Source organism: Sphingomonas pruni NBRC 15498, assembly GCF_001598455.1.
Taxonomy (GTDB): domain Bacteria; phylum Pseudomonadota; class Alphaproteobacteria; order Sphingomonadales; family Sphingomonadaceae; genus Sphingomonas; species Sphingomonas pruni.
Window position 1 is genome coordinate 1 of the sequence record NZ_BCYZ01000063.1, and the last position, 20715, is coordinate 20715.

15 protein-coding genes and 1 tRNA gene are annotated in these 20715 nt (G+C 64.9%); 5 read left to right on the forward strand and 11 right to left on the reverse strand.

Annotation, left to right across the window (positions count from 1 at the left end; all coding sequences use genetic code 11):
* Nucleotides 1–24: 24 nt before the first annotated feature.
* The 3 genes from lepA to pnuC form a co-directional block, all read right to left on the reverse strand.
* Complete coding sequence (gene lepA, locus SPR01S_RS16390) at nucleotides 25–1836, reverse strand: translation elongation factor 4 (RefSeq protein WP_066591355.1); 1812 nt, start codon at nucleotides 1834–1836, stop codon at nucleotides 25–27.
* 695 nt (nucleotides 1837–2531) lie between these two features.
* Entirely contained in the window at nucleotides 2532–3065 is a 534-nt protein-coding gene (locus tag SPR01S_RS16395; protein ID WP_066591320.1) for an AAA family ATPase, read from the reverse strand.
* A complete protein-coding gene (pnuC, locus tag SPR01S_RS16400; protein ID WP_245662054.1) occupies nucleotides 3062–3697 on the reverse strand; it encodes a nicotinamide riboside transporter PnuC in 636 nt (211 codons plus the stop codon). Before pnuC ends, SPR01S_RS16395 begins: the two co-directional genes overlap by 4 nt.
* Nucleotides 3698–3918: 221 nt before the next feature.
* On the opposite strand from pnuC, the gene SPR01S_RS16405 reads away from it, so the two are divergent.
* From SPR01S_RS16405 to SPR01S_RS16415, 3 genes are all read left to right on the forward strand, one after another.
* A complete protein-coding gene (locus SPR01S_RS16405; RefSeq protein ID WP_066591322.1) occupies nucleotides 3919–4665 on the forward strand; it encodes a penicillin-binding protein activator LpoB in 747 nt (248 codons plus the stop codon).
* Between the two features lie 66 nt (nucleotides 4666–4731).
* Entirely contained in the window at nucleotides 4732–6030 is a 1299-nt protein-coding gene (locus SPR01S_RS16410) for an FAD-dependent oxidoreductase (protein WP_066591324.1), read from the forward strand.
* Between the two features lie 79 nt (nucleotides 6031–6109).
* A tRNA-Pro gene (locus tag SPR01S_RS16415) sits at nucleotides 6110–6186 on the forward strand.
* A gap of 100 nt (nucleotides 6187–6286) precedes the next feature.
* Here the strand turns inward: SPR01S_RS16415 and SPR01S_RS16420 are convergent.
* From SPR01S_RS16420 to SPR01S_RS16455, 8 genes are all read right to left on the reverse strand, one after another.
* The gene (locus SPR01S_RS16420; RefSeq protein ID WP_066591326.1) at nucleotides 6287–7873 is read right to left on the reverse strand and encodes a sensor histidine kinase; all 1587 of its coding nucleotides are present in this window, start codon (nucleotides 7871–7873) and stop codon (nucleotides 6287–6289) included.
* A complete protein-coding gene (locus tag SPR01S_RS16425; protein WP_218016769.1) occupies nucleotides 7870–8583 on the reverse strand; it encodes a response regulator transcription factor in 714 nt (237 codons plus the stop codon). The genes SPR01S_RS16420 and SPR01S_RS16425 overlap by 4 nt, the downstream gene beginning before the upstream one ends.
* Nucleotides 8580–10214, reverse strand: a complete 1635-nt coding sequence (locus SPR01S_RS16430; protein WP_066591330.1) for a DUF4153 domain-containing protein — start codon at nucleotides 10212–10214, stop codon at nucleotides 8580–8582. Before SPR01S_RS16430 ends, SPR01S_RS16425 begins: the two co-directional genes overlap by 4 nt.
* Nucleotides 10215–10428: 214 nt before the next feature.
* Entirely contained in the window at nucleotides 10429–12930 is a 2502-nt protein-coding gene (locus SPR01S_RS16435) for an ABC transporter permease (protein ID WP_066591332.1), read from the reverse strand.
* Between the two features lie 10 nt (nucleotides 12931–12940).
* Entirely contained in the window at nucleotides 12941–15448 is a 2508-nt protein-coding gene (locus SPR01S_RS16440; RefSeq protein ID WP_066591334.1) for an ABC transporter permease, read from the reverse strand.
* A gap of 25 nt (nucleotides 15449–15473) precedes the next feature.
* On the reverse strand, nucleotides 15474–16154 hold the full coding sequence (locus tag SPR01S_RS16445) for an ABC transporter ATP-binding protein (RefSeq protein WP_066591359.1): 681 nt from the start codon (nucleotides 16152–16154) through the stop codon (nucleotides 15474–15476).
* Between the two features lie 5 nt (nucleotides 16155–16159).
* Nucleotides 16160–17485 (reverse strand): efflux RND transporter periplasmic adaptor subunit, encoded by a 1326-nt coding sequence (locus SPR01S_RS16450; protein ID WP_066591336.1) that lies wholly within the window; start codon nucleotides 17483–17485, stop codon nucleotides 16160–16162.
* A complete protein-coding gene (locus SPR01S_RS16455) occupies nucleotides 17482–17706 on the reverse strand; it encodes a hypothetical protein (RefSeq protein ID WP_066591337.1) in 225 nt (74 codons plus the stop codon). Before SPR01S_RS16455 ends, SPR01S_RS16450 begins: the two co-directional genes overlap by 4 nt.
* Nucleotides 17707–18014: 308 nt before the next feature.
* On the opposite strand from SPR01S_RS16455, the gene SPR01S_RS16460 reads away from it, so the two are divergent.
* Both SPR01S_RS16460 and SPR01S_RS16465 read left to right on the forward strand, forming a co-directional pair.
* Nucleotides 18015–19394 carry a sigma-54-dependent transcriptional regulator gene (locus tag SPR01S_RS16460; RefSeq protein WP_066591338.1) on the forward strand — a complete coding sequence of 460 codons (1380 nt, stop codon included), beginning with the start codon at nucleotides 18015–18017 and terminating at the stop codon, nucleotides 19392–19394.
* Nucleotides 19384–20700, forward strand: coding sequence for a sensor histidine kinase (locus SPR01S_RS16465; protein WP_066591339.1), 1317 nt, complete (start codon nucleotides 19384–19386; stop codon nucleotides 20698–20700). Before SPR01S_RS16460 ends, SPR01S_RS16465 begins: the two co-directional genes overlap by 11 nt.
* The last annotated feature ends 15 nt before the right edge of the window (nucleotides 20701–20715 follow it).

Consider the following 20715-nt stretch of genomic DNA (forward strand, 5'->3'; position numbering starts at 1 on the left):
GGCACAAGGCCGGGATGACCGGTCCTAATTCTCATCCCCCATGCGCAAAGCCGCGATGAAGGCCTCCTGCGGGATCTGCACCGAACCATATTCGCGCATCCGCTTCTTGCCTTCCTTCTGCTTTTCCAGAAGCTTGCGCTTGCGGGTGATGTCGCCGCCATAACATTTGGCGGTAACGTCCTTGCGCATGGCGGCAATCGTCTCGCGCGCGATGACCTTGCCGCCGATCGCCGCCTGGATCGGGATCTTGAAAAGATGGCGCGGGATCAGATCCTTCAGGCGCTCGCACATGCCGCGGCCGCGGCTCTCGGCGGTGCCGCGATGGACGATCATGCTGAGCGCGTCGACCGGCTCGTTATTGACCAGGATCGACATCTTGACGAGGTCGCCCTCGCGATAGCCGATCTGGTGGTAGTCGAAGCTGGCATAACCGCGGCTGATCGACTTCAACCGGTCGTAGAAGTCGAACACGACTTCGTTGAGCGGCAGCTCGTAGGTCACCTGCGCGCGGCCGCCGACATAGGTCAGGTTCTTCTGGATGCCGCGCCGGTCCTGGCAGAGCTTGAGGATCGAGCCGAGATATTCGTCGGGGCAATAGATCGTCGCTTCGATCCAAGGCTCGCTGATCAGCGCGATCTTGTTGGGATCGGGCATGTCGGCCGGATTGTGCAGCTCGATATGGCCCTGCCCGTGCGCCAGCTCGATCTGATAGACGACCGACGGCGCGGTGGTGATCAGGTCGAGATCATATTCGCGCGTCAGCCGCTCCTGGATGATCTCCAGGTGGAGCAGCCCCAAGAAGCCGCAACGGAAGCCGAAGCCAAGCGCGGCGCTGGTTTCCATCTCGAACGAGAAGCTGGCATCGTTGAGGCGCAATCTCGAAATGCTCTCACGAAGCTTCTCGAAGTCATTGGCATCGACCGGAAACAGCCCGCAGAATACCACCGGCTGGACTTCCTTGAAGCCCGGCAGCGGCGCGGCGGCCGGCCTCTTTGTGTCGGTCAGCGTGTCGCCGACGCGCGCCTGGGCCACGTCCTTGATCTGCGCGGTGATGAAGCCGATTTCGCCCGGGCCGAGATCGGTCAGTTGCTCGATCTTGGGCCGGAAGCAACCGACACGGTCGACCAGATGCTGGGTGCCGGCCTGCATGAAGGTAACCTGCTGGCCCTTCTTGAGCACGCCGTCGATCACGCGCACCAGGATGACGACGCCGAGATACGGGTCGTACCAGCTGTCGACCAGCATCGCCTTGAGCGGCGCCGAGGCATCACCCTTGGGATGCGGGATGCGCTGCACCACCGCCTCGAGCACTTCGGCGATGCCGATGCCCGACTTGGCTGAGGTCAGCACCGCGTTCGACGCGTCGAGGCCGATCACTTCCTCGATCTCGAGCTTGACCTTCTCCGGCTCGGCGGCGGGGAGGTCGATCTTGTTGATGACCGGCACGATCTCATGGTCGTGCTCGATCGACTGATAGACGTTGGCGAGCGTCTGCGCCTCTACCCCCTGCGCGGCGTCTACCACCAGCAGCGCGCCTTCGCATGCCGCCAGGCTGCGCGACACTTCATAGGCGAAGTCGACGTGACCGGGCGTGTCCATCAGGTTGAGCGTGTAGGTTTCGCCGTCCTGCGCCTTGTACGACAGCCGCACGGTCTGCGCCTTGATGGTGATGCCGCGCTCGCGCTCGATGTCCATATTGTCGAGCACCTGCTCGGACATCTCGCGGTCGGACAGGCCGCCGGTCGCCTGGATCAGGCGGTCGGCGAGCGTCGACTTGCCATGGTCGATATGGGCGATGATCGAGAAATTGCGGATTTTGTCGAGCGGCGTGGACACGGGAATCTTTGCAATGAAGAGGGAATTGCCGCGCCGATAGCAGGCGCGAAACAAAACACCAAAGGGCAAGGGTCCGAACTAAGCCGTGAACCCACAAACGACTGCTCTAGGTATGGGGGCTAGACGGCCGACAATGGGTGGGAAGCCCATCCGACCGACGCGGCGCAACTGACGTTAAGGAATGCGACGGGCTATTTCGCGGTCATTGTTCTGACGATGACAACCTTCCCACTAGTGCAGTTCGTATAATACCAGCGCCGCCCGCCGATCCTGACATTGTATACTGGCTCGCCCGCGGCCGCCAATGGATCAGCTGTTATGGTTCCGACCACCGTCCATCGAGCGCCGTTGGACGAACGCTTTACCGCTTCGAGTTGATCTCGACTGAGCACCAGAGATACGCATTGCCTGCCGTCGGCAGCATCTCGGGCTGCGATCGTGTCGAATAAATCGACCATACTCTCTCGACGTCGAAGATAGCCCCGCACTTTGACGCGATCACCGAACGCGCCGCTCATATTCACCGCCGCAACGCTCGATTCATTCGTTCGCGCAGCGTATACCGCGCCCGCCATGCCGAAAAGGCACCCTGCGAAAATGAGTGATGGCGCAAACCTCACCCACACAGTTTGAAGCAGGATTGCAGTGGCTGCAATCGGGTCGCTAGCCGACCGGCCGCTTTATGAGTCTACGACCTAGGCGCCCGACAGCGACTTCTCGGTGCCGAGGATCGCGCGGAGCGCTGTCAGATAGCGTTGGTCCCCTTCCCCACTCACCATCGTCCAGCGCACGCCGCGGCGTTCGAGTACCTCCATCGACAGCTCGTAGAAGCGCTGGCGCTTTCCCGGCGTGCCGAACATCCGCGTGCCGTCGTCGACCCAAGGCAGGTCGATGTCGAACAACAGATAGAGGTCCGCAAAGCCATTCCACGAATCGAACCATTGGTCGTGGCGCCCGAACAGCATCTCCGCCCAGACCTCGGTCATCAGTGGATCGGTGTCGAGGATGACCGGCGTCCGTCCGCTGGCGATCGCCTGTCGCGTCTGGGCATCGTGCGCCTGCGCGATCGCGACCAGATCAGCCATCGTCCAACTGGTGCCGAACGCCTCTGTATAGGTACGGCCATATTCGGCCACGCAAGCCGAGCCGAAATGGCGCGCCAGTTCGGCCGCGATGGTGGATTTGCCCGTGCTTTCCGGACCGTGGAGGCAGATCGAGCGAAGCTTCATGCCGCCGCCCCTTGCCGCGCGGCTCGCCAGCGCGCCAGCCCCAGCACCGAAATTCCCAGCAACAGGGCGTAGAGGCCGGTGGTGATCCACAGCGCCTTTGCCGCGTACAGGCCGATCGAGACTATATTGGCGAGGATCCACAGCCACCAATTTTCGAGCTTGCGCACTGACATCAGATATTGCGCGGCGACGCTGATCATCGCGACCGAGGCATCCCACCAGGGAAAGGACGCATCGGTGAAGCGGTGCATCAGCCAGCCCCAGCCCAGGGTGGCGAGGAGGATGCCCGCCGCCCAGCCCAGCCGCGCCGTGATGGTCAGCCGCTCGACCACGACCTCGCCCGCCTCGCGCTGGGAGCGGCGCCATTGCCACAGACCATAGACCTGGACGATCAGGAAGAAGACCTGCAGCAACGTGTCGCTGTAGAGCTTGGCGCGAAAGAACACGACGGCGTAGATCGCAACGCCGGCGATGCCGAAGGCGTAATTCCAGATGTTCCGGCGCGCGATCAACCAGACATTCACGAGAATCAACAGCGCCGCGACGCCCTCGACCGGCGACATCTCGCTCAGGAATTCACGCACGATGCCGAGCGATGCCATGAAGCCCGACGATAACGCCGCACGCGCCATCGGCAAGGATTACCCTGCCGCGCCATTGTCGCGTCGCGCCCAAATGCATGACGGAAAACACCTATTTCGCCAGGAATTGCTCTGCTAGAAACGGCCATAGGATGCAGGGCGGGTCGCATCTCCCGCATCGCAACGCGTCGCGCCACGGCAAGGGCCGGGCCGCGCAACTTGGGTCATCCGCGCCGCGCCCGCCGGGGTCGTCGGCGCATGGGGAGGATTAGATGCGTAAGGTGACATTGGTGGCCGCCGCGGCGGCGATGGTGCTTTCGATTTCGCCGGCAATGGCCCAGCGCGACAGATCCTCGGGCCGCAAGGACCAGGATCGCGGCATGCGCGAAATGCCGCATTGCGCCAAGCCGCTCGGCACGATCGCGATGGTCGAGCCGGAAAACCAGTGGTGGCGGCAGTACAACCTGGGCAGCCCCGAGGCGATCCTGAAAGTGTTCGTCCAGGAATCGCATTGCTTCACGCTCGTCAATCGCGGCCGTTCGATGCAGAGCCGTGCGATGGAGCGCGCCCTGGCCGACAATGGCGAGCTGCAGGCTGGATCGAACATGGGCAAGGGCCAGGTCCGCGCGGCGGACTTCCTGCTCGAACCGAACATCGTCACCACGAACGACAATTCGGGCGGCAGCAATGTCGGCGGTGCGATCGGCGGCGTGCTCAGCCGCTTCGGCGGCGGCGGCGCGAACGTGATCGGCTCGCTCGCCGGCGGCATCAACATCAAGAAAGGTGAAGCCAACGTCACGTTGTCGGTTGTCGATTCGCGCACTACCGAGGAAAGCGTCGTCGAGGGCTATTATCGCAAGACGGATGTCGGTTTCAGCGCGGCAACCGGCGCCAGTTGGTGGGGCGGCTTCGCCTCGGCCGGCGGGGGCGGCTATCAGAACACGCAAATCGGCCAGGTGATCGTGCTCGCCTATCTGGATGCGTACATCAAGTTGGTCGACCAGCTGGGCGGCCGGTAGCCCGCACGCGGGTTGCCAAGGGATTGCGATACGCTAGGTTCCCCTCCTGACCTATCAGGAGGGGACATGCGTCACGTTGCGATCGTCGGATCGGGTCCCGCCGGCTACTACACCGCCGAAGCATGCCAGAAGCAGTTCGGCGACCAGGTCAGGATCGACATCATCGATCGCCTGCCCGTCCCTTACGGCTTGATCCGAACCGGTGTCGCGCCCGACCATCAGTCGATCAAGGGCGTTTCCCGCCGGTACGAGGCAACCGCGCTGTCGGACAATGTCCGCTTTGTCGGCAATGTAACGGTGGGCAAGGATGTCGCCGTCGCCGAATTGCTCGACCTCTATGATGCCGTCGTGCTGGCGACGGGGGCCCCGGCCGATCGCGCCTTGGGCATTCCCGGCGACGACCTGCCCGGCGTGGTCGGGTCGGCCGCCTTTGTCGGCTGGTATAACGGCCATCCCGATTTTGCCGACCTCGCGCCCGTGCTGGACGGGCCCGGCGCGGTGATCGTCGGCGCCGGTAATGTCGCGCTCGACGTCGCGCGTGTGCTTGCCAAGACCGGCGCCGAATTCTCGGGCTCAGATATCGTCGGTCATGCGCTCGACTCGCTCGACCGGGCCATGAACGAGCGCATCACCATCCTGGCGCGGCGCGGTCCGCACCAGATCGCGATGACGCCCAAGGAACTCGGTGAGCTGGGGCACCTCGAACGCGCCGCGCCGCGCGTCGACGCCGCCGATCTGCCGCCGGAAGCGGAAGATGCAGCGCTGGAACCCGGCCTGCGCAAGTCGGTCGCGCATCTGCGCAGTTTCGCCGCCAGCGACGTCGAAAAACCGATCACGATTGAGTTCGATTTCTACGCGATGCCGATAGCGATCGAAGGCGACGGCAAGGTCGAACGCGTCATCGTCGAGCGCACCGCAATCGACGATGAGGGCCGCGCCAACGGCACCGGAGAGACGTACGTCATCCCCGCCGCGCTGGTCGTCAGCTGCATCGGCTATCGCACCCCGCCGATCGAGGGCGTGCCCTATGACGCCAAGCTCGGCCGCTTCGCCAATGACGAAGGGCGGATCGCGCCTGGGCTCTATGCGGTCGGCTGGGCACGGCGCGGCCCGACCGGCACGATCGGGACCAACCGCCCCGACGGCTTCATGATCGCCGAACAGATCGCCGACGACACGGCGGAGGACTACGGCAAGAACGGCCGCGCGGGACTCGACCTGCTGTTGCGCGACCGCAATGTCGACATCGTGACATTCCGCGACTGGCAGAAAATCGAGGCCGCGGAGATTTCGGCGGCGCGCGACGGCAGCCCGCGCGAGAAGTTCACCAGTATCGACGCGATGCTGGCCGCGCGCGCGGAGTAATACAAGCGCTTGCGCGACTCTAGCCGCATGGTTATAGGCGCCCCCTCGCACCGCCGGGCTTGCCCGGAGATGCGCCGGTCGGGGAATAGCTCAGCCTGGTAGAGCACTGCCTTCGGGAGGCAGGGGCCGGAGGTTCGAATCCTCTTTCCCCGACCATCTACTCAATCGATACGCTTTGACGTGTTGAAGCACCCGGCGGCGCCGCCGATGCTGGCCGCGCTCCCACTGACCCAACGCCGAGGCGGCCGAGAACGCACTATTCCTTCAACGCCCCTGCTTCGGCGGCGGTCGGCAACGTCAGGACAAAGCGGCTACCGTGGGTCACGTCCCGGTCGAGCGACAATTCCCCTCCCCCGGCAGCGAGCAGCGACGCGCAGATTGCTAGTCCCAATCCAGTCCCGCCACTTGCCCGCTTGGTTGTGAAGAACGGTTCGAAGACGCGATCGGCGGTTGCCGGATCGATCCCGGATCCGTTGTCGGTGACGGCAACGCGCACGACACCGCTTTCCACCGTGACCGCCACCGCCGCGGTGCTCGCCCCGGCCTGGCGCGCGTTTTCGGCGAGCGCGCTCAGCACCGCTTCGATTGCGGAGCCCGGCATCGACACTGCGGGTACGGCATCGGGAGCCTCGACCGTCATGACAAAGGCTTCGCCGTCGAACGCGTCGGCAATCCGTCGTATCGCTGCAAGCGGATCCGCGGCAACGCCGGGATCGGGAACGGACATGTCGGCGCGGGCGAGATCGAGCAGCCGGCTGACAAGTTGCGAGAGACGTGCCGCATCGGCCTTGGCGTTGGCGAGAAATCGTGCGCGATCGGCCGGCTGCATATCCTCGCCATGGTCTTCGAGCAGTTCGATCGCGCCGGCGATCCCGGCGAGCGGCGTCTTGAATTCGTGGCTAACCGCGGCGGCGAAGTCGCGCAGATAACGCGACCGGCGATCGATCGCCGCCGCCATGACGCGGAAATTGTCGAACAACTGCCGGATTTCGACCGCCGCCGTCGCTGGGGTATCGGGCACGCTCCCCGTCCCTGCCGCGACGTCGCGCGTCGCCCTGTCGAGCGCCTCCACGGGCCGGGCGATACCGCGGGTCACCAAAGTGGTCATCACGAGGAGCAGCCCGAAAATGACGACGATGCCGAAGATGATCTTGCCGCGGTCCTCGTACAATCCGCGAAACAGCGAGCGCGGTGATCGCGACAGCAGGACCGCCCCCACCACTTTGCCATCGACGATGATCGGCCGGACGTGATGGATGCGCAAGGACGATGCCCGGCTGAGCCATTCAAAGGCATAGACCTGCGAATATTGCCCGTTCTCGCGCAGGACGGTGCCGACGCGCCCCTTGAGCGCGGCCGCCACTTCCGGGATCGCCGCATAACTGCCGCCGGCTTCATGGCCGAGCACGACAATGCCATTACCGTCGAGCAACTGGATGGATGCCAATGTGGTGTTTGCCGTCGTGGCGAAGACCGGCGCGATACGCACGGCGACCGCCAGCGCATTAGGGTCCGGCGACGCGGTCGCACGCGCAGCGTGGGGGCGATCGTCCAGCACGGGCGTTGCGCGCAAGTCGATCGTCGAGGCCTCCGACCGGTAATCGGGCGCCACCTTGCGCGGAATGGCGCCCGGCCACCACGCTTCGGCCGTGGCGGCCAATGCCGCCCCCTGCGCGACCAGTTCGGCCTCGGTCTGGCGGACCAAAGTGTTCTCGTAGACGCGCAGGAACAAGGCCCCGAAGCCCGGAAGGGCCGCGGTGAACAACAGGGTGCCGAACAGGATGGTGCGCAATCGAAGCGCGGGCCAATGCGCCTTCAACCGGGTTTTGAGCCGTCCGATCACGCGCCTGTGCAAGGCCCGAGGCGATAGCCAACCCCGGCGCGCGTCTCGATCAGATCGCCACCCCCGACCGCGGCGAACTTGCCGCGCAGGTTGCGGATATGACTGTCGATCGTGCGATCGGTCACCGCGAAGCCCGGCCCGTGTAGCCGGTCGATGATGGCATCGCGGCTGAACACGCGGCTGGGCATCGTGGCGAGCGTTTTCAGGATCGAGAATTCGGTGACGGTCAGCGATACCTCCGCCCCGTCCCAGGTCGCGCGCCAGCCGTCCGTGTCAAGGACCAGACGGCCCTGGTCGATCCGCGAACTGGCTTCCACCAGCGGCGCCTTGGAAGTGGCGCGCCGCAGGATCGCCATCGACCGCGCCACGACCTCGCGCGGAGAAAAGGGCTTGGTCACATAGTCGTCGGCGCCGAGCTCGATACCCAGCACTCGGTCGATCTCATCGTCACGCGACGACAGGAACAGGATCGGCACGTCGCCCTCCGCGCGCAGCCGCCGGCACGTCTCCAGCCCGTCCATGCGCGGCATGTTGATGTCGAGAACAATCAGGTCGATCTTTTGTCGTGCCGCGGTGTCGAGTACCGCCGCACCATCCTCGACTTCGACGGTCTCCAGACCCGCCTTGGCGAATGCGAAGGCGAGCAATTGGCGGATATGCGGATCGTCGTCGGCGATCAGGATCGTGCGCGGCATGGGGCACATGATCATCGTGCCGCTTCGTTCGTCAATGGCGCCGCGACATTGTCGTCCGCGGCGTTCGATTCCGGGGCTCCGTCGGTGCCGGCATTCGCGGTTGCCGGGACGGCCGCGCTCGGGCTGGGTGGCGGCGGAGGCAATGAACCGTCGCACTCCCCGTATCCACCGATCGCGAGCGTTCGAGGCATTTTGCTGGCGCCCAGTATCGCGCCGACCTGAATCAGCCGCCGCTCGTTGCGCCAGGTCCACCCCGCCCCCTTTTGGCTCTCCTGGGTCGTATCGTAGATATGCGCGCGAACCCGGGCGAGCCGCTGAGCGAAAGCGGGAGCTAAAGCTGGGCGCTGCTCCAACTCGACCAAAGCGGTCAGCGCCGAGGGACCGAGGCGATTGAGGTAGCAGAGATCGAGCGCCTGCCCTGGCCCACCCACTTCCCTGGCGTGCCGCACATTCCAAGTCGCCGCGACGGAGCCGAGATCGACGATCGTGCAGGCGAACAGCACCAGCCCCGCCGCGATGGCATTGGCGTTGATCAGCCACGCGCCGCTCTTCCCGCGCAGCATCCGCCAGACGGTCAGCATCAGCCCAACGGCGACCAAGGCCATCCAGATCAGGGCGGCGATGCGCAACTCGGTCAGCGAATAGGCAGCGACATAGTCAAGCGTGCGCAGAATGCTGGACGCGACCAGGAATACGTTCTGCGCGACCCAGACGACCACCAGCCTGCGGATCAATGGCACCTTCGCGGTCTCCGAACCGGGCCGTAACGCTACCAACACGAACAGCCCGGCGAGCAGGGCGGTGGCGATCAGGGGATAGGCGCCCTGATGCGCGTAGCTCGCCAGGGTGACGCCCCTGGGCAGCGGTGCGCCGCTCCACAGAAAGACGAGATCGAGGCCATTTTCGAGCGCGAACAGCAGGTTGAACGTAACGAGCGCGAGCGTCACCGAGCCGGTCGAAATGCCCGGCAAGGAGAAATCCGGATCGGCCTGGTTGTCGGGAAACGGCAGGGTCAGCCGACGCGGGCGCAGCGTCGACCAGGTGACCGTGAACAGCACGCCCCAGAATACCAGGCGCGCGACGCTCTCGACGTCAAAACTGGGCGCACCGATCGAGGCCACGGCGTCGCCGATCACCGGATTGGCGCTGGCGAACAGCGCGAGGAATACCGTCCCTCCGATCAAGGGCAGGGGCAGTAGCGGCAGCCAGCCACGCATCCTTGCCCCTCTGTTTCCCTTCCTCGCCAACCGCGCGAGGCGCAATAGATCGGCCAGGGGCCCAACCAAACTCACGATTCCGAAGGCGATGAGGCGCACCGCCCAGCGCCCGACATGGTCAAAGGCGGCCGCCCGCGGCAGCAATACCGCCACCGCCAGCGCGGCGCCGAACAGCACCAATGCGAGCAAGCTCGGGGTATCGATCATCACCGCGGCAATGGCCACGGCGATACTGCCGGCAACGATCGATCCGCCGCGGCGCCAGCTGGCCGGCGCCAGCAGCAGCGTGAACGCGGCCCAGAAGATCGCGAACACCCCAAGCGTCGAACCGACACCGTTGGCGTTCCAGAACAATGCGTCGCCCAAGGCGACGATTGCGACGGCCGCCGCTACCTTCACCACAAAACTCGATACGACGCGCCATTTCATCGCAGACTCTCCCCGCTGGTCGGGAAAAGCTGTCGCGACCCGTCGTCGATACAGTGCGGCGAAGCCTGAGGCGATTCTGCTGTGGTCTGGTGCAGATTCGGTGCAGGGCGCATTGCGCTCGCCTCATTGGAAGCGAGCGCGAAAAGCGACAGTCCAAGGCGCAACTCAGCTCGGCAAGCGGCGCTCTCGGCGTCCGAATCCGCTTCGCGGTGGCTCATTCATAGCGCAAAGCCTTGATCGGGCTGGCCTGCGCCACGCGCACGGCGTGGCCAGCGATCGTCCCCGCCGCGATCACTACCGCCAGCAAGCCCGCCTCGACGAACGGCAGCGGCGTCAGGGTCACACGCGTGTCGAAGCCGTTGAGCCAGCCGCGCATCAGCCACCACGCCACCGGCCAGGCGACGATGTTGGCGATCAGCACCGGGCGGCTGAACTGCCACACCAGCAATCGGACGATGTCGCGGGTGCGTGCGCCCAAGACCTTACGGATGCCGATCTCCTTGGTGCGCCGTTCGGCGGTGAACGCCGCCAGCCCGAACAGGCCGAGACAGCCGATCACCACCGCCAGGATCGCGAACATCCCGAATAACTGCGCGCTCTTCTCATCGATATTGTAGAGGTCGTGGATGATATCCTCGACGAAGCGCGAATTGAGCGACAGGCCGGGGACAGCACGCTTCCATACACGCTCGACTGTAGCCTGTGCGACCCGCGGATCACCGCTGAAGCGCACCATCAGCTGATTGAAGGCGCCGTTGGTGATGTAATAATAGATGATCGGCTGCACCGGATCGCGCGCCGAGCGATAGCGGACGTCGCTCACCACGCCGACGACATTGGCGGTGACCGGCCCCGCTTCATTGCTGGCGATGATGTACTGGACCTGCTTGCCAACCGCTGCCGCGGGCGAGGCGAAGCCCAGACGCCGGGCAGCCGATTCGGACAGGACGACGTTGACGCCGCGCGCCGCCAGCGCCTTTTCGGCGTTGAGATCGGGCGGGTTCGGCAGGGTCGAATCGTCCATCGCGACCGTTTCGGAGAAATTGCGCCCGGCGAGCATGCGCATCCCCAGCGTGTCGAAGGCATGGGTGTCGACGCCGTAGACGCCGAGCGTGACCGGCTTGCCGCCCGGCACGTTGACGTCGGTGGTCGAATTGTTGCCCGACGCGATGCCGAGTGACACGCGTGCGGCGTCGACGATGCCCGGTTGCTTGCGCAGTTCCTGGAGCAATGTCGGCGCGGCCGCCTCGACCGGCGCGCGGGCGATACCGTTGAGTTGGAGCAGCCCGTCGCGCTTGTATCCGGCGTCGAGGTTCCGAGCATATTCGGTCTGGGCATAGATCACCGAGGTGCAAATGATCAGCCCGATCGACACCGCGAACTGGGTGATGACGAGCAGGCTGCGAAGCCGGCCGCTGCCTTCCGCATCGGCCGCCGACTTGTTCGCCTTGAGAATCCGCGCCGGCTCGAATCGCGACAGATAGAAAGCGGGATAAAGACCGCCCGCCAGCCCGACCAGCACGGTCAGCGCGATCACCGGCAGGAGGATGCCCGACAGCCCGAAATAGCTGAACTCCATGTCGGCATTGAGAAAGGCATTAAGCGGCCGGATGGCGAGTTCGGCCAGGGCCAGCGCGATCAGCATCGCGATCGACGAGACCAGCATCGATTCGCCGACGAATTGCGTGATGAGCTGCTGCCGGTTCGCGCCCAGCACCTTGCGCAACGCGACTTCGCGGGCGCGCTGCGAAGCACGCGCAGTGGCGAGGTTGGTGAAGTTCATGCAGGCCATCGCCAGGATCAACAATGCAACCACGCCGAACGTCAGCACCGACTGGCGATTGCCGTTGGGCCGCCCCTGCCCCTGCCCCTTGCTCAGGTGCAGGTCGCGCACGTTGATCAGATGGAAATCCTGGAATTGGCCGGGATTGGTCACCGGATTGCTGCCGACGTCATCGGGGATGTTGCGCTTTTTCCAGGCGGCCAATTGCGTCTGGATCGCCTGGGGGTCGGTACCCGGCTTGAGCCGGACGTAGATTTCTCCGTTCGACCAGGTCCAGGACGTCACCACATCGGGCGTCTTGCGGAAATACTCGAGCGGATCGATCCGCACGACGGTGGTCATGTCGAAATGGCTGTTCTTGGGCAGATCCTTGAACACGCCGGTCACGCGGTAATCGGCGGTCATGTCGCCGCTCGACACGGTGATCGTCTTGCCGATCGGATCGCTGTCGCCGAACCGCGCTTCGGCCTCGCTCTCGCTCAGCACGATCGAATGCGGATCGTCGAGCGCCGTTGCCGCATTTCCGCGGGCGAAGGGCACGCGAACGATGTCGAACAGCGGACCGTCGGTCACGAACGCCTTCTTGGCGGCGCTCGGCGTGCCGTCCTGGAGGAAAGTGACGTTCTGCGACGACGCCCACACTACCCGCTCGACCTGAGGGAAATCCTTCTTGAGCGCGCCGCCCGCGACATAGGCGGTGGTCAGCGAAACCCCCGGCTGCTGTCCGCCCGGTGACGGCAGATATTCGGTCGCCAGCTCGTAAGTGTTCTCGGCCTCGGGCAGCCAATTGTCATAGCTGAACTCGTACCGAACATAGGTCAGGATCAGTAGGCACGCGGCCAGGCCGATCGCCAATCCGGCAATGTTGATGACTGCATAGACGCGGTTCTTGAGCAGGGCACGGATGCCGACGGTCAGGTAGTTACGCCACATCGGGCCTCTCCTATTCGTAGCGCAAAGCGTTGATCGGGTTGGTGCGGGCGATGCGGATCGCATGCCCGGCGACGGTTGCCAGGGCGATGCCGAGCGTCAGCGCACCGGCAACGGCGAAGGGAGTCGGCCCGAGCGCGATGCGCGTGTCGAAACCGTTCAGCCAGTCGCGCATCAGCCACCAGGCAACCGGCCAGGCGATCAGATTGGCGATCAGCACCGGCCGGCTGAACTGCCAGACCAGCAGCCGGACGATATCGAGCGTACGCGCGCCGAGCACCTTGCGGATGCCGATCTCCTTGGTCCGCCGCGCCGCGGTAAACGCGGCAAGCCCGAACAGACCGAGGCAGCCGATTACCACCGCGAGGATCGCAAAGGCGGCGAACAACTGGCCGCGCGCCGTTTCGCGATCATATTGCTCGCGGACCAGATCGTCGGCGAAGCTCGCCTTGAACGGGACGTTCGGGATCAGGCGACGCCAAAGCTGCTCGATCGAGTCCCGCATCGTCCCTGGGGCGACGCCGGCGTACCGCACCGCGATCTGGTTGAACCCGTTGCGCTGCATGACGAAGGCGATGGGCTGCAACGGTTCGCGCAACGAGCGGAAGCGCGCATCCGATACCACGCCGACGATCGTGCACGGCACCAGTCCGAACTGGGGAAGCGTGAACGCGCCGGACAATTGCTTGCCGATCGCGCTGCGGGCATCGGCAAAGCCCAGCCGCCGCGCGGCGCTTTCGGTAACGACGATGTTGAGGCCGCGGGCGACCAGCGCGCGTTCGGCATCCGGATTCATTGGATGCGGGGTGGTTGCGTCGTCGCGTCCATAGGTTTGCGAAAAATCGCGGCCCGCCAGGATCCGCATCCCCATCGCCGGGAAAAACCCGGTCTGGACCGCATACAGGCCGAGCGACACCGCATTGGTATTCCCCGGCAGGTAGAAGCTTGAGATCGAGTTGTTGCCCGGGGCGACCGCGATCTGCGTACCCGCCGCCGCACGCACGCCGGGCAGCCGGCGGATCTGATCGACCAGCGACAGCGCCTGATCGTCGGACACGCCGCGGAACGTCAGATTTTCGACCTGGAGCAAGCCATCGCGCCGATAGCCGGCATCGACCGTGCGGGCATAGACCGTCTGGGCATAGATCACGCTGGTGCAGACGATCAGCGCGATCGATACGGCGAACTGTCCGATCACGAGCACGTTGCGCAGCCGCCCGGAGCCTTGCGCATCGGCCGCCGACTTGTTCGCTTTCAGGATCTTGGCCGGCTCGAACCGCGAGAGATACACCGCCGGATAAAGACCGCCGATCACGCCGACGATCAGCACGAGCACGATGCCGGGCAGCAAAACGCCGTCCGATCCGAGATAGTGGAGTTGGATGCCGGCATCGAGGAAGCGGTTGAAGAACGGCAGGATCAATTCGACCGCGGTGAACGCCACCAGCAACGCGATCAGCGTCACGAGCACCGATTCGCCGACGAACTGGATGATCAGCTGGCGCGGGCTGGCGCCGAGCACCTTGCGCAACGCCACTTCCCGCGCCCGCTGAGATGCGCGCGCAGTGGCCAGGTTGACGAAGTTGACGCACGCCATGCCCAGGACCAGCAACGCGATAACGGCGAAGGTAGTGACCGTGGCATTGTCGTTGCCGGGCGTCATTGCACCGTTTTGTGCCTTGCCGAGATGCACGTCGCGCAGATTGACCAGCTTATAGTCCTGCGCGTCGCCCGGATTGTAGCGCTGGCCATCGGCCACCGTGTCGGGGATGTTGCGCTTCTTCCATGCTGGAAACTGGGCCATGATCGCGGCCACGTCGGCACCGGGGCGAAGCTTGACGTAATGCCAGCCTTCCTGATCGTCCCAATTGGTCAGGACCTGGGCGCGATCCGCGAACTGGACGTCCATGTCGAACCGCGCGACCATCGTCGCGCTGAAGCTGCTGTTCTTCGGGATGTCCTGGAAGACACCGGTGACGCGGTAATCGACATTGCCGGTGTTATCGACGACCGTCAGCGTCTTGCCGATCGGATCGGCATTGCCGAACCGCCGCCGCGCTTCGCTTTCGCTCAGCACCATCGAATGGGCGTCGTTGAGCGCGGAGTGCGCGTCGCCCTTCAAGAACGGGACCTGGAGGATGTCGAAGATGTTGCCGTCGACCATTCTGAGCGTGCTTTGCGACGGCTCGCCATCCTGGATCACGATCGGCGAAAAGCCGCGGACGAATACGACTTTCTCGATCTGCGGAAAATCCTTCGCCAGCGCGCGGCCCGCCGCGAGCGAGCTCATCTGAAGATACATTTCCTCCCCGCCCTGCGGCGTGGCGTGATAATAGGTCTGGAGCTGATACGCGCGGTCGGCGCCCTTCATCCACCCGTCATAGCTCTCCTCGTACCGGACATAGAGCAGGATCAGGACGCAGGCGGCGAGCCCGATCGCGAGGCCGAGGATGTTGATCACCGCATAGACGCGGCTCTTGAGCAGCGAGCGGATGCCGACAGTGAGGTAGTTGCGCCACATCGAGCTTCTCCAGACGGAATGAGGATCAGGCCGCGCGGCGCCGTTCCTGGAGGATGCGGCCGTCGAGCATGTTGACCACGCGGCTCGCGTAATCGGCATGTGACGGCGAGTGCGTGACCATGACGATGGTCGACCCTTGCGCATTCAGCGTCTGGAGCATCTTCATCACCTCCTCGCCGTGATTGGTGTCGAGGTTGCCGGTCGGTTCGTCGGCCAGGATCAATTTGGGCTCGGCGACGAGCGCACGGGCGACCGCCACGCGCTGCTGCTGACCGCCTGAGAGTTGGCTCGGGAAGTGCCGCGCGCGATGGGCGATGCCGACACGGTCCATCACTTCCTCGGTGCGGCGGCGGCGCTCGGCGGCGGGTACGGCATGATAGAGCAAGGCGAGCTCGACATTCTCGCGCACCGACAATTCGTCGACCAGGTTGAAGCTTTGGAAGATGAAGCCGATCGATTCCTTGCGCACATCGGCGAGCTTGGCTTCGGACAGGCCGGCGACTTCCTTGCCGTCGAACACATAGCTGCCGCTGGTCGGGCTATCGAGCATGCCCATCAGATTGAGCAGGGTCGACTTGCCGCAGCCCGACGGACCCATGATCGCGACGAATTCGCCGGGCATGATGTCGAGATCGATTGCGTCGAGCGCGGTGGTTTCCACGGTGTCGGTGCGGTAGGTCCGCGACAAGGCACGCATATGCAGCATCAGATTCACTCCTTCGCGTTCGAAAGGTCGAGCCGATCCTTGTCGGCGAAACCGGTGTAAGGGCTGGTGATGACGCGCTCGCCGGCATCGAGCCCGTCGAGCACTTCGATGAAATCGGGATTGCGGCGGCCGAGCCGGACCTGGCGCTTGACCGCGGTGTTGCCGTCGGGTGCGACGACGAACACATAAGCGCCACCGCTTTCGTTGTAGAAGGCGCCATTGGGGATCAGCTTGGCCGGCGCCGGATCGCCCAGGGTCAGCTTCGCCTGCAGCGTCTGGCCGCGTTGCACGCCCTGCGGCTCGTCGCCGAGAAATTGCAGGTCGACCTGGAACTGGCCGTTCTGCACCTGGGGATAGATTTTCATCACCCGCGCGCGGAAGGTCTTGCCGTTCCAGTCGACGCTCGCCGACTGATTGACCTGGACGCGGCCGAGATAGAATTCGTCGACGCCGGCCTGGAGCTTGTTCCTGCCCGGCGAATCGATCTGGCCGATCCGTTCGCCGCGCTGGAGCGACTGGCCGATCTGGATCGAGAAGCCCGACAATTTGCCCGTGACCGGCGCCTTGAGATTGAGCGCGTCGAGATTGGTGCGCGCGATGCCCAGACCCGCCGACATCGACTTCATCGATGCCTTTTGCTGATCGAGCTGGCCCGACTGCAGCCGTTCGTCGCTTGCCTGGCTGCGTTGAAGCACGGCGAGGCGGCGCTGCTGATATTGGTAATTGTCGGTCGTGTCGTTGAACTGCTTGCCCGACACATAGCCCTTCGCCGCGAGCGGCGCCTCGCGCTCATATTGACGGCGCGCGGTGGTGAGCGCGAGCTGAGCATCCAGAATCGCGCGTTCGTTGGCCAAACGGGTCTGCGACAGCGCGAGCTCCTGGCTGCGCATATTGTTGATCTGCTGCTCGACCTCGGTCTGGCGTGCGAGCGTCGAGAGCTGAAGTTCGGCGTTGGACAGCATCGCGATCGGCTGGCCGGCGACGACATCGGTGCCATCCTCGACCAGCACCTTGTCGACCCGTCCGCCCTCGATCGAATCGATATAGACGGTGAGCAGCGGCGTGACCTTGGCGCGCAACGGGATGAAATCCTCGAACCGCCCGGTCTGCACGGTCGAGATCGTCAGCCTGTTCTTGGTCACCGTCTGCGATCCAGCGCCGGGCATGAACCACCAGAACAGCAAGGCGAGCACCAGCATCGCGCCGGCGCCGATCGCAATCTTGACGTTGCGCGACAGCCCGCGGCGCTCGACCACCTTGTCCATCTGGCTGCCGCTGACCGCCCGGTCAGTGGTGGCGGACGACGCCGCCTTCAACGACGCGATATTCACGAACGCTCGCTCCCGATCTGCAGCAGGAATAAAGAGTGTCCGTTTCCGGACACGGGTGTCCGGAAACGGACAGTATCGCTCTGGAGCGAGAAGGCGATCCGGACCGAGGAAATCTGGATCGCGGCGCTCCAGTGCGACGCCGGCTGAAAGAACAGCACCCAGCTCGCGCCGAGTAACACGAGCACCGTGAGGAGTTTGCAGTTGGCTGCCGTGTCTTTCATCGGATCTGTCCACCTTGTTGGTCCGCCAGTCCCTCAGCAGGATGCGTGCCAATTGGGTTTTGGAGGGTGCTGGACAACCACAATCCTCCCCATCGCAGATGGGGAGGGGGACCAAGACGCGAAGCGGCTTGGTGGAGGGGAAAATCTCGAGCATCATCCTCGCGGCTGCGCCGCTTCGGCCCCTCCACCCCTTGGCTCCGCCGAGCGGTCCCCCTCCCCACGCTACGCGTAGGGAGGATTGGGAGCTTTCACCTCTGGCACGGATTTTGATTGTCCGGTTCCGGACACCAGCTGTACGGAAGCGGGCAATGGCGACGGCGGAATTCGATCTTTGCATCATCGTCGATGACGACGAAGACATATTGATAGCGGCGCGGCTCGCGCTGCGTGGGCTGTTTCGCGAGCTGATCACGGTATCCTCGCCCGAGCGCGCGATCGCCGCGACCGCGGGACGCCAGCCCGACGTCATCCTGCTCGACGCCAATTTCGCGCGTGGCGCGACCGATGCGCGCGAGGGGCTGGCGCTGCTCGACCGGCTGCTCGCCAACGATCCCGAAGCGATCGTGGTGATGATCACCGCCCATGCCGGTGTGAATGTCGCGGTCGAGGCGATGAAGCGCGGCGCGACCGATTTCGTGTCGAAGCCGTGGGAAAATGAGCGCCTGGTCCAGACGGTGCGCACCGCCGCCGCGCTGCGCCGATCGCGTTCCGCCGCCGACGCGCCTGCGCCGACACCGGCATCGTCGAGCGCGGCGCGCGGACCGTCTCCGTTGATCGGCAGCGCTCCATCGATGGCGCGCGTCCATTCGCTGATCGCCCGCGCGGCGCCGACCGAAGCGAATGTGCTGGTGCTCGGCGAAAACGGCACCGGCAAGGAATTGGTCGCGCGCGCGCTGCATCAGCAGTCGCACCGCGCCGACCGCGAGATAGTCACGGTCGACCTTGGCGCGATCGCTACCGAACTGATCGATTCCGAATTGTTCGGTCACGTCAAAGGCGCCTTCACCGACGCGCGCACCGATCGCATCGGCCGCATTCAGGCGGCCGATGGCGGCACCTTGTTCCTCGACGAGATCGGCAATTTGCCGCTCCATTTGCAGCCCAAGCTGCTGACCGTGCTCGAACAGCGCAAGGTCACTCCGGTCGGCGCGAACCAGCCGATACCGGTCGACATCCGGGTGATCGCCGCGACCAACATGACCCCGGCGATGCTGCGCGACGAGCGCCACTTCCGCCAGGATCTGCTGTTCCGGCTCAACACGGTAGAGATCGACCTGCCGCCGCTTCGTGATCGCCGCGAGGACGTGCCGGCACTGATCGATCACTACCTTACGCTCTATGCCGAGCGCTACAAACGGCCGCGGCCCGAACTGTCGCCACAGGCGCTGGGAGCGCTGGTCGCGCATGACTGGCCCGGCAACGTCCGCGCGCTGCGTCATGCCGTGGAGCGCGCGGTGATCCTGGCGGGCGATGGCCCGCTCGAGACCGATGCCTTCGCCCTCGCCCCGGCGGCGACGCCACGAGTCACCGCCGAGCCGGCGGTGTCGGACCTCAATCTCGATCGGGTCGAGCGGCGGTTGGTCGAGGAAGCGTTGAAAAAGCACGGCTACAACATCTCGTCCGCCGCGCACGAATTAGGCTTGTCGCGGGCCGCGCTCTATCGCCGAATGGAGAAGCATGGGCTTTGATCGCCGCTTCGCGCTGATCCTGGTTGGCTGGCTGGTCGCCTGCCTGCTCGCATTGATCGCGCTGACGGTGGCGATCGCGACCCCGGGACTTGCCGCGGTCAGGATCGTCGCCGGGCTGCTGGTGCTCGGCATGGTCGGTGGCCTGCTTCACCATATCGACCGCACCAACCGCACCGTCGCGCGCTTCGTCGAGGCCTTGCGCTATGGCGATTTCTCGACCCGGTTCGACGGCCGCGGCGGCGCCGGGTTCGATACGCTGGGCGGCGCGCTAGACGCGGCGATGCGCGGGCTGCAGGCGCAACGCGACCGCACGGTCGAGGAATTGCGGTTCCTCGAAGCGCTGACCGACGATGTGCCGGTAGCGTTGCTGACGGTCGATGCCGATCACGGCGTGACGTTGGTCAACAAGGCCGCACGGCGCCTGTTCGCCGCACATCAGGGCACGCGGCCCGAAGATTTCACCATTTATGGCGAAACCTTCGCGGCGCGCCTGGCCGATGGCGCCGCGCCGGCCGCAGAATTGCTGTTGCTGCGATCGGCGACCGGGCCGCAGCGGGCGATCGTGCGCAATGCCTCGCTGGAGCGGCTCGGGCTGACGACGCGCGCGATCACGGTCGAGCCCGTGCAGGGGACGCTCGATGCGATCGAAATGGCGGCGCAGACCGATCTGGTCCGTGTGCTGACGCATGAGATCCTCAATTCGCTGACGCCGGTGACCTCGCTGGCATCGAGCACCGCGGAAGTGCTCGCCGAACCCGAGCCCGATCTCGATCTCGCCCGCACCGCGGCGGGGACACTCGCCCGACGCGCCGAGGGGCTGGAATATTTCATCCGCTCCTACCGTGCGGTGGCGCATGTCCCCGACCCACGCCGCCAGCGGTTCAAGGCGGCGGCGTTCGTCCGCGACCTCGAACGCCTGTTCGCCGCCGAATGGCCCGACATTACGCTCGAGACCGAGGTGACAGCCGATCTCGAACTCGACGCCGATCCCGATCTGCTGGCCCAGGCTTTGATCAACCTGTTGCGCAATGCCGCCCAGGCGACGCGCGAGCGCGACGAGCATCTGCTGGTTGAATTGCGGTTGCTCAGCGACGCGGCGGGGACACGCATTCTCGTCGCCGACCGCGGCCCGGGCGTTCCCGAGGCGATGCGCAGCGACATCTTTCTGCCGTTCTTCACGACACGCGCGAAAGGAACGGGGGTCGGGCTCAACCTCGTCCGCCAGATCGTCATCGCGCACGGTTGGACGATCGAGGTCGGGGAGGGCCCGGAAGGCGGCGCCGAGTTCCGGCTGTTCGTTCGTTAGAGCAGCGCCTGCTTC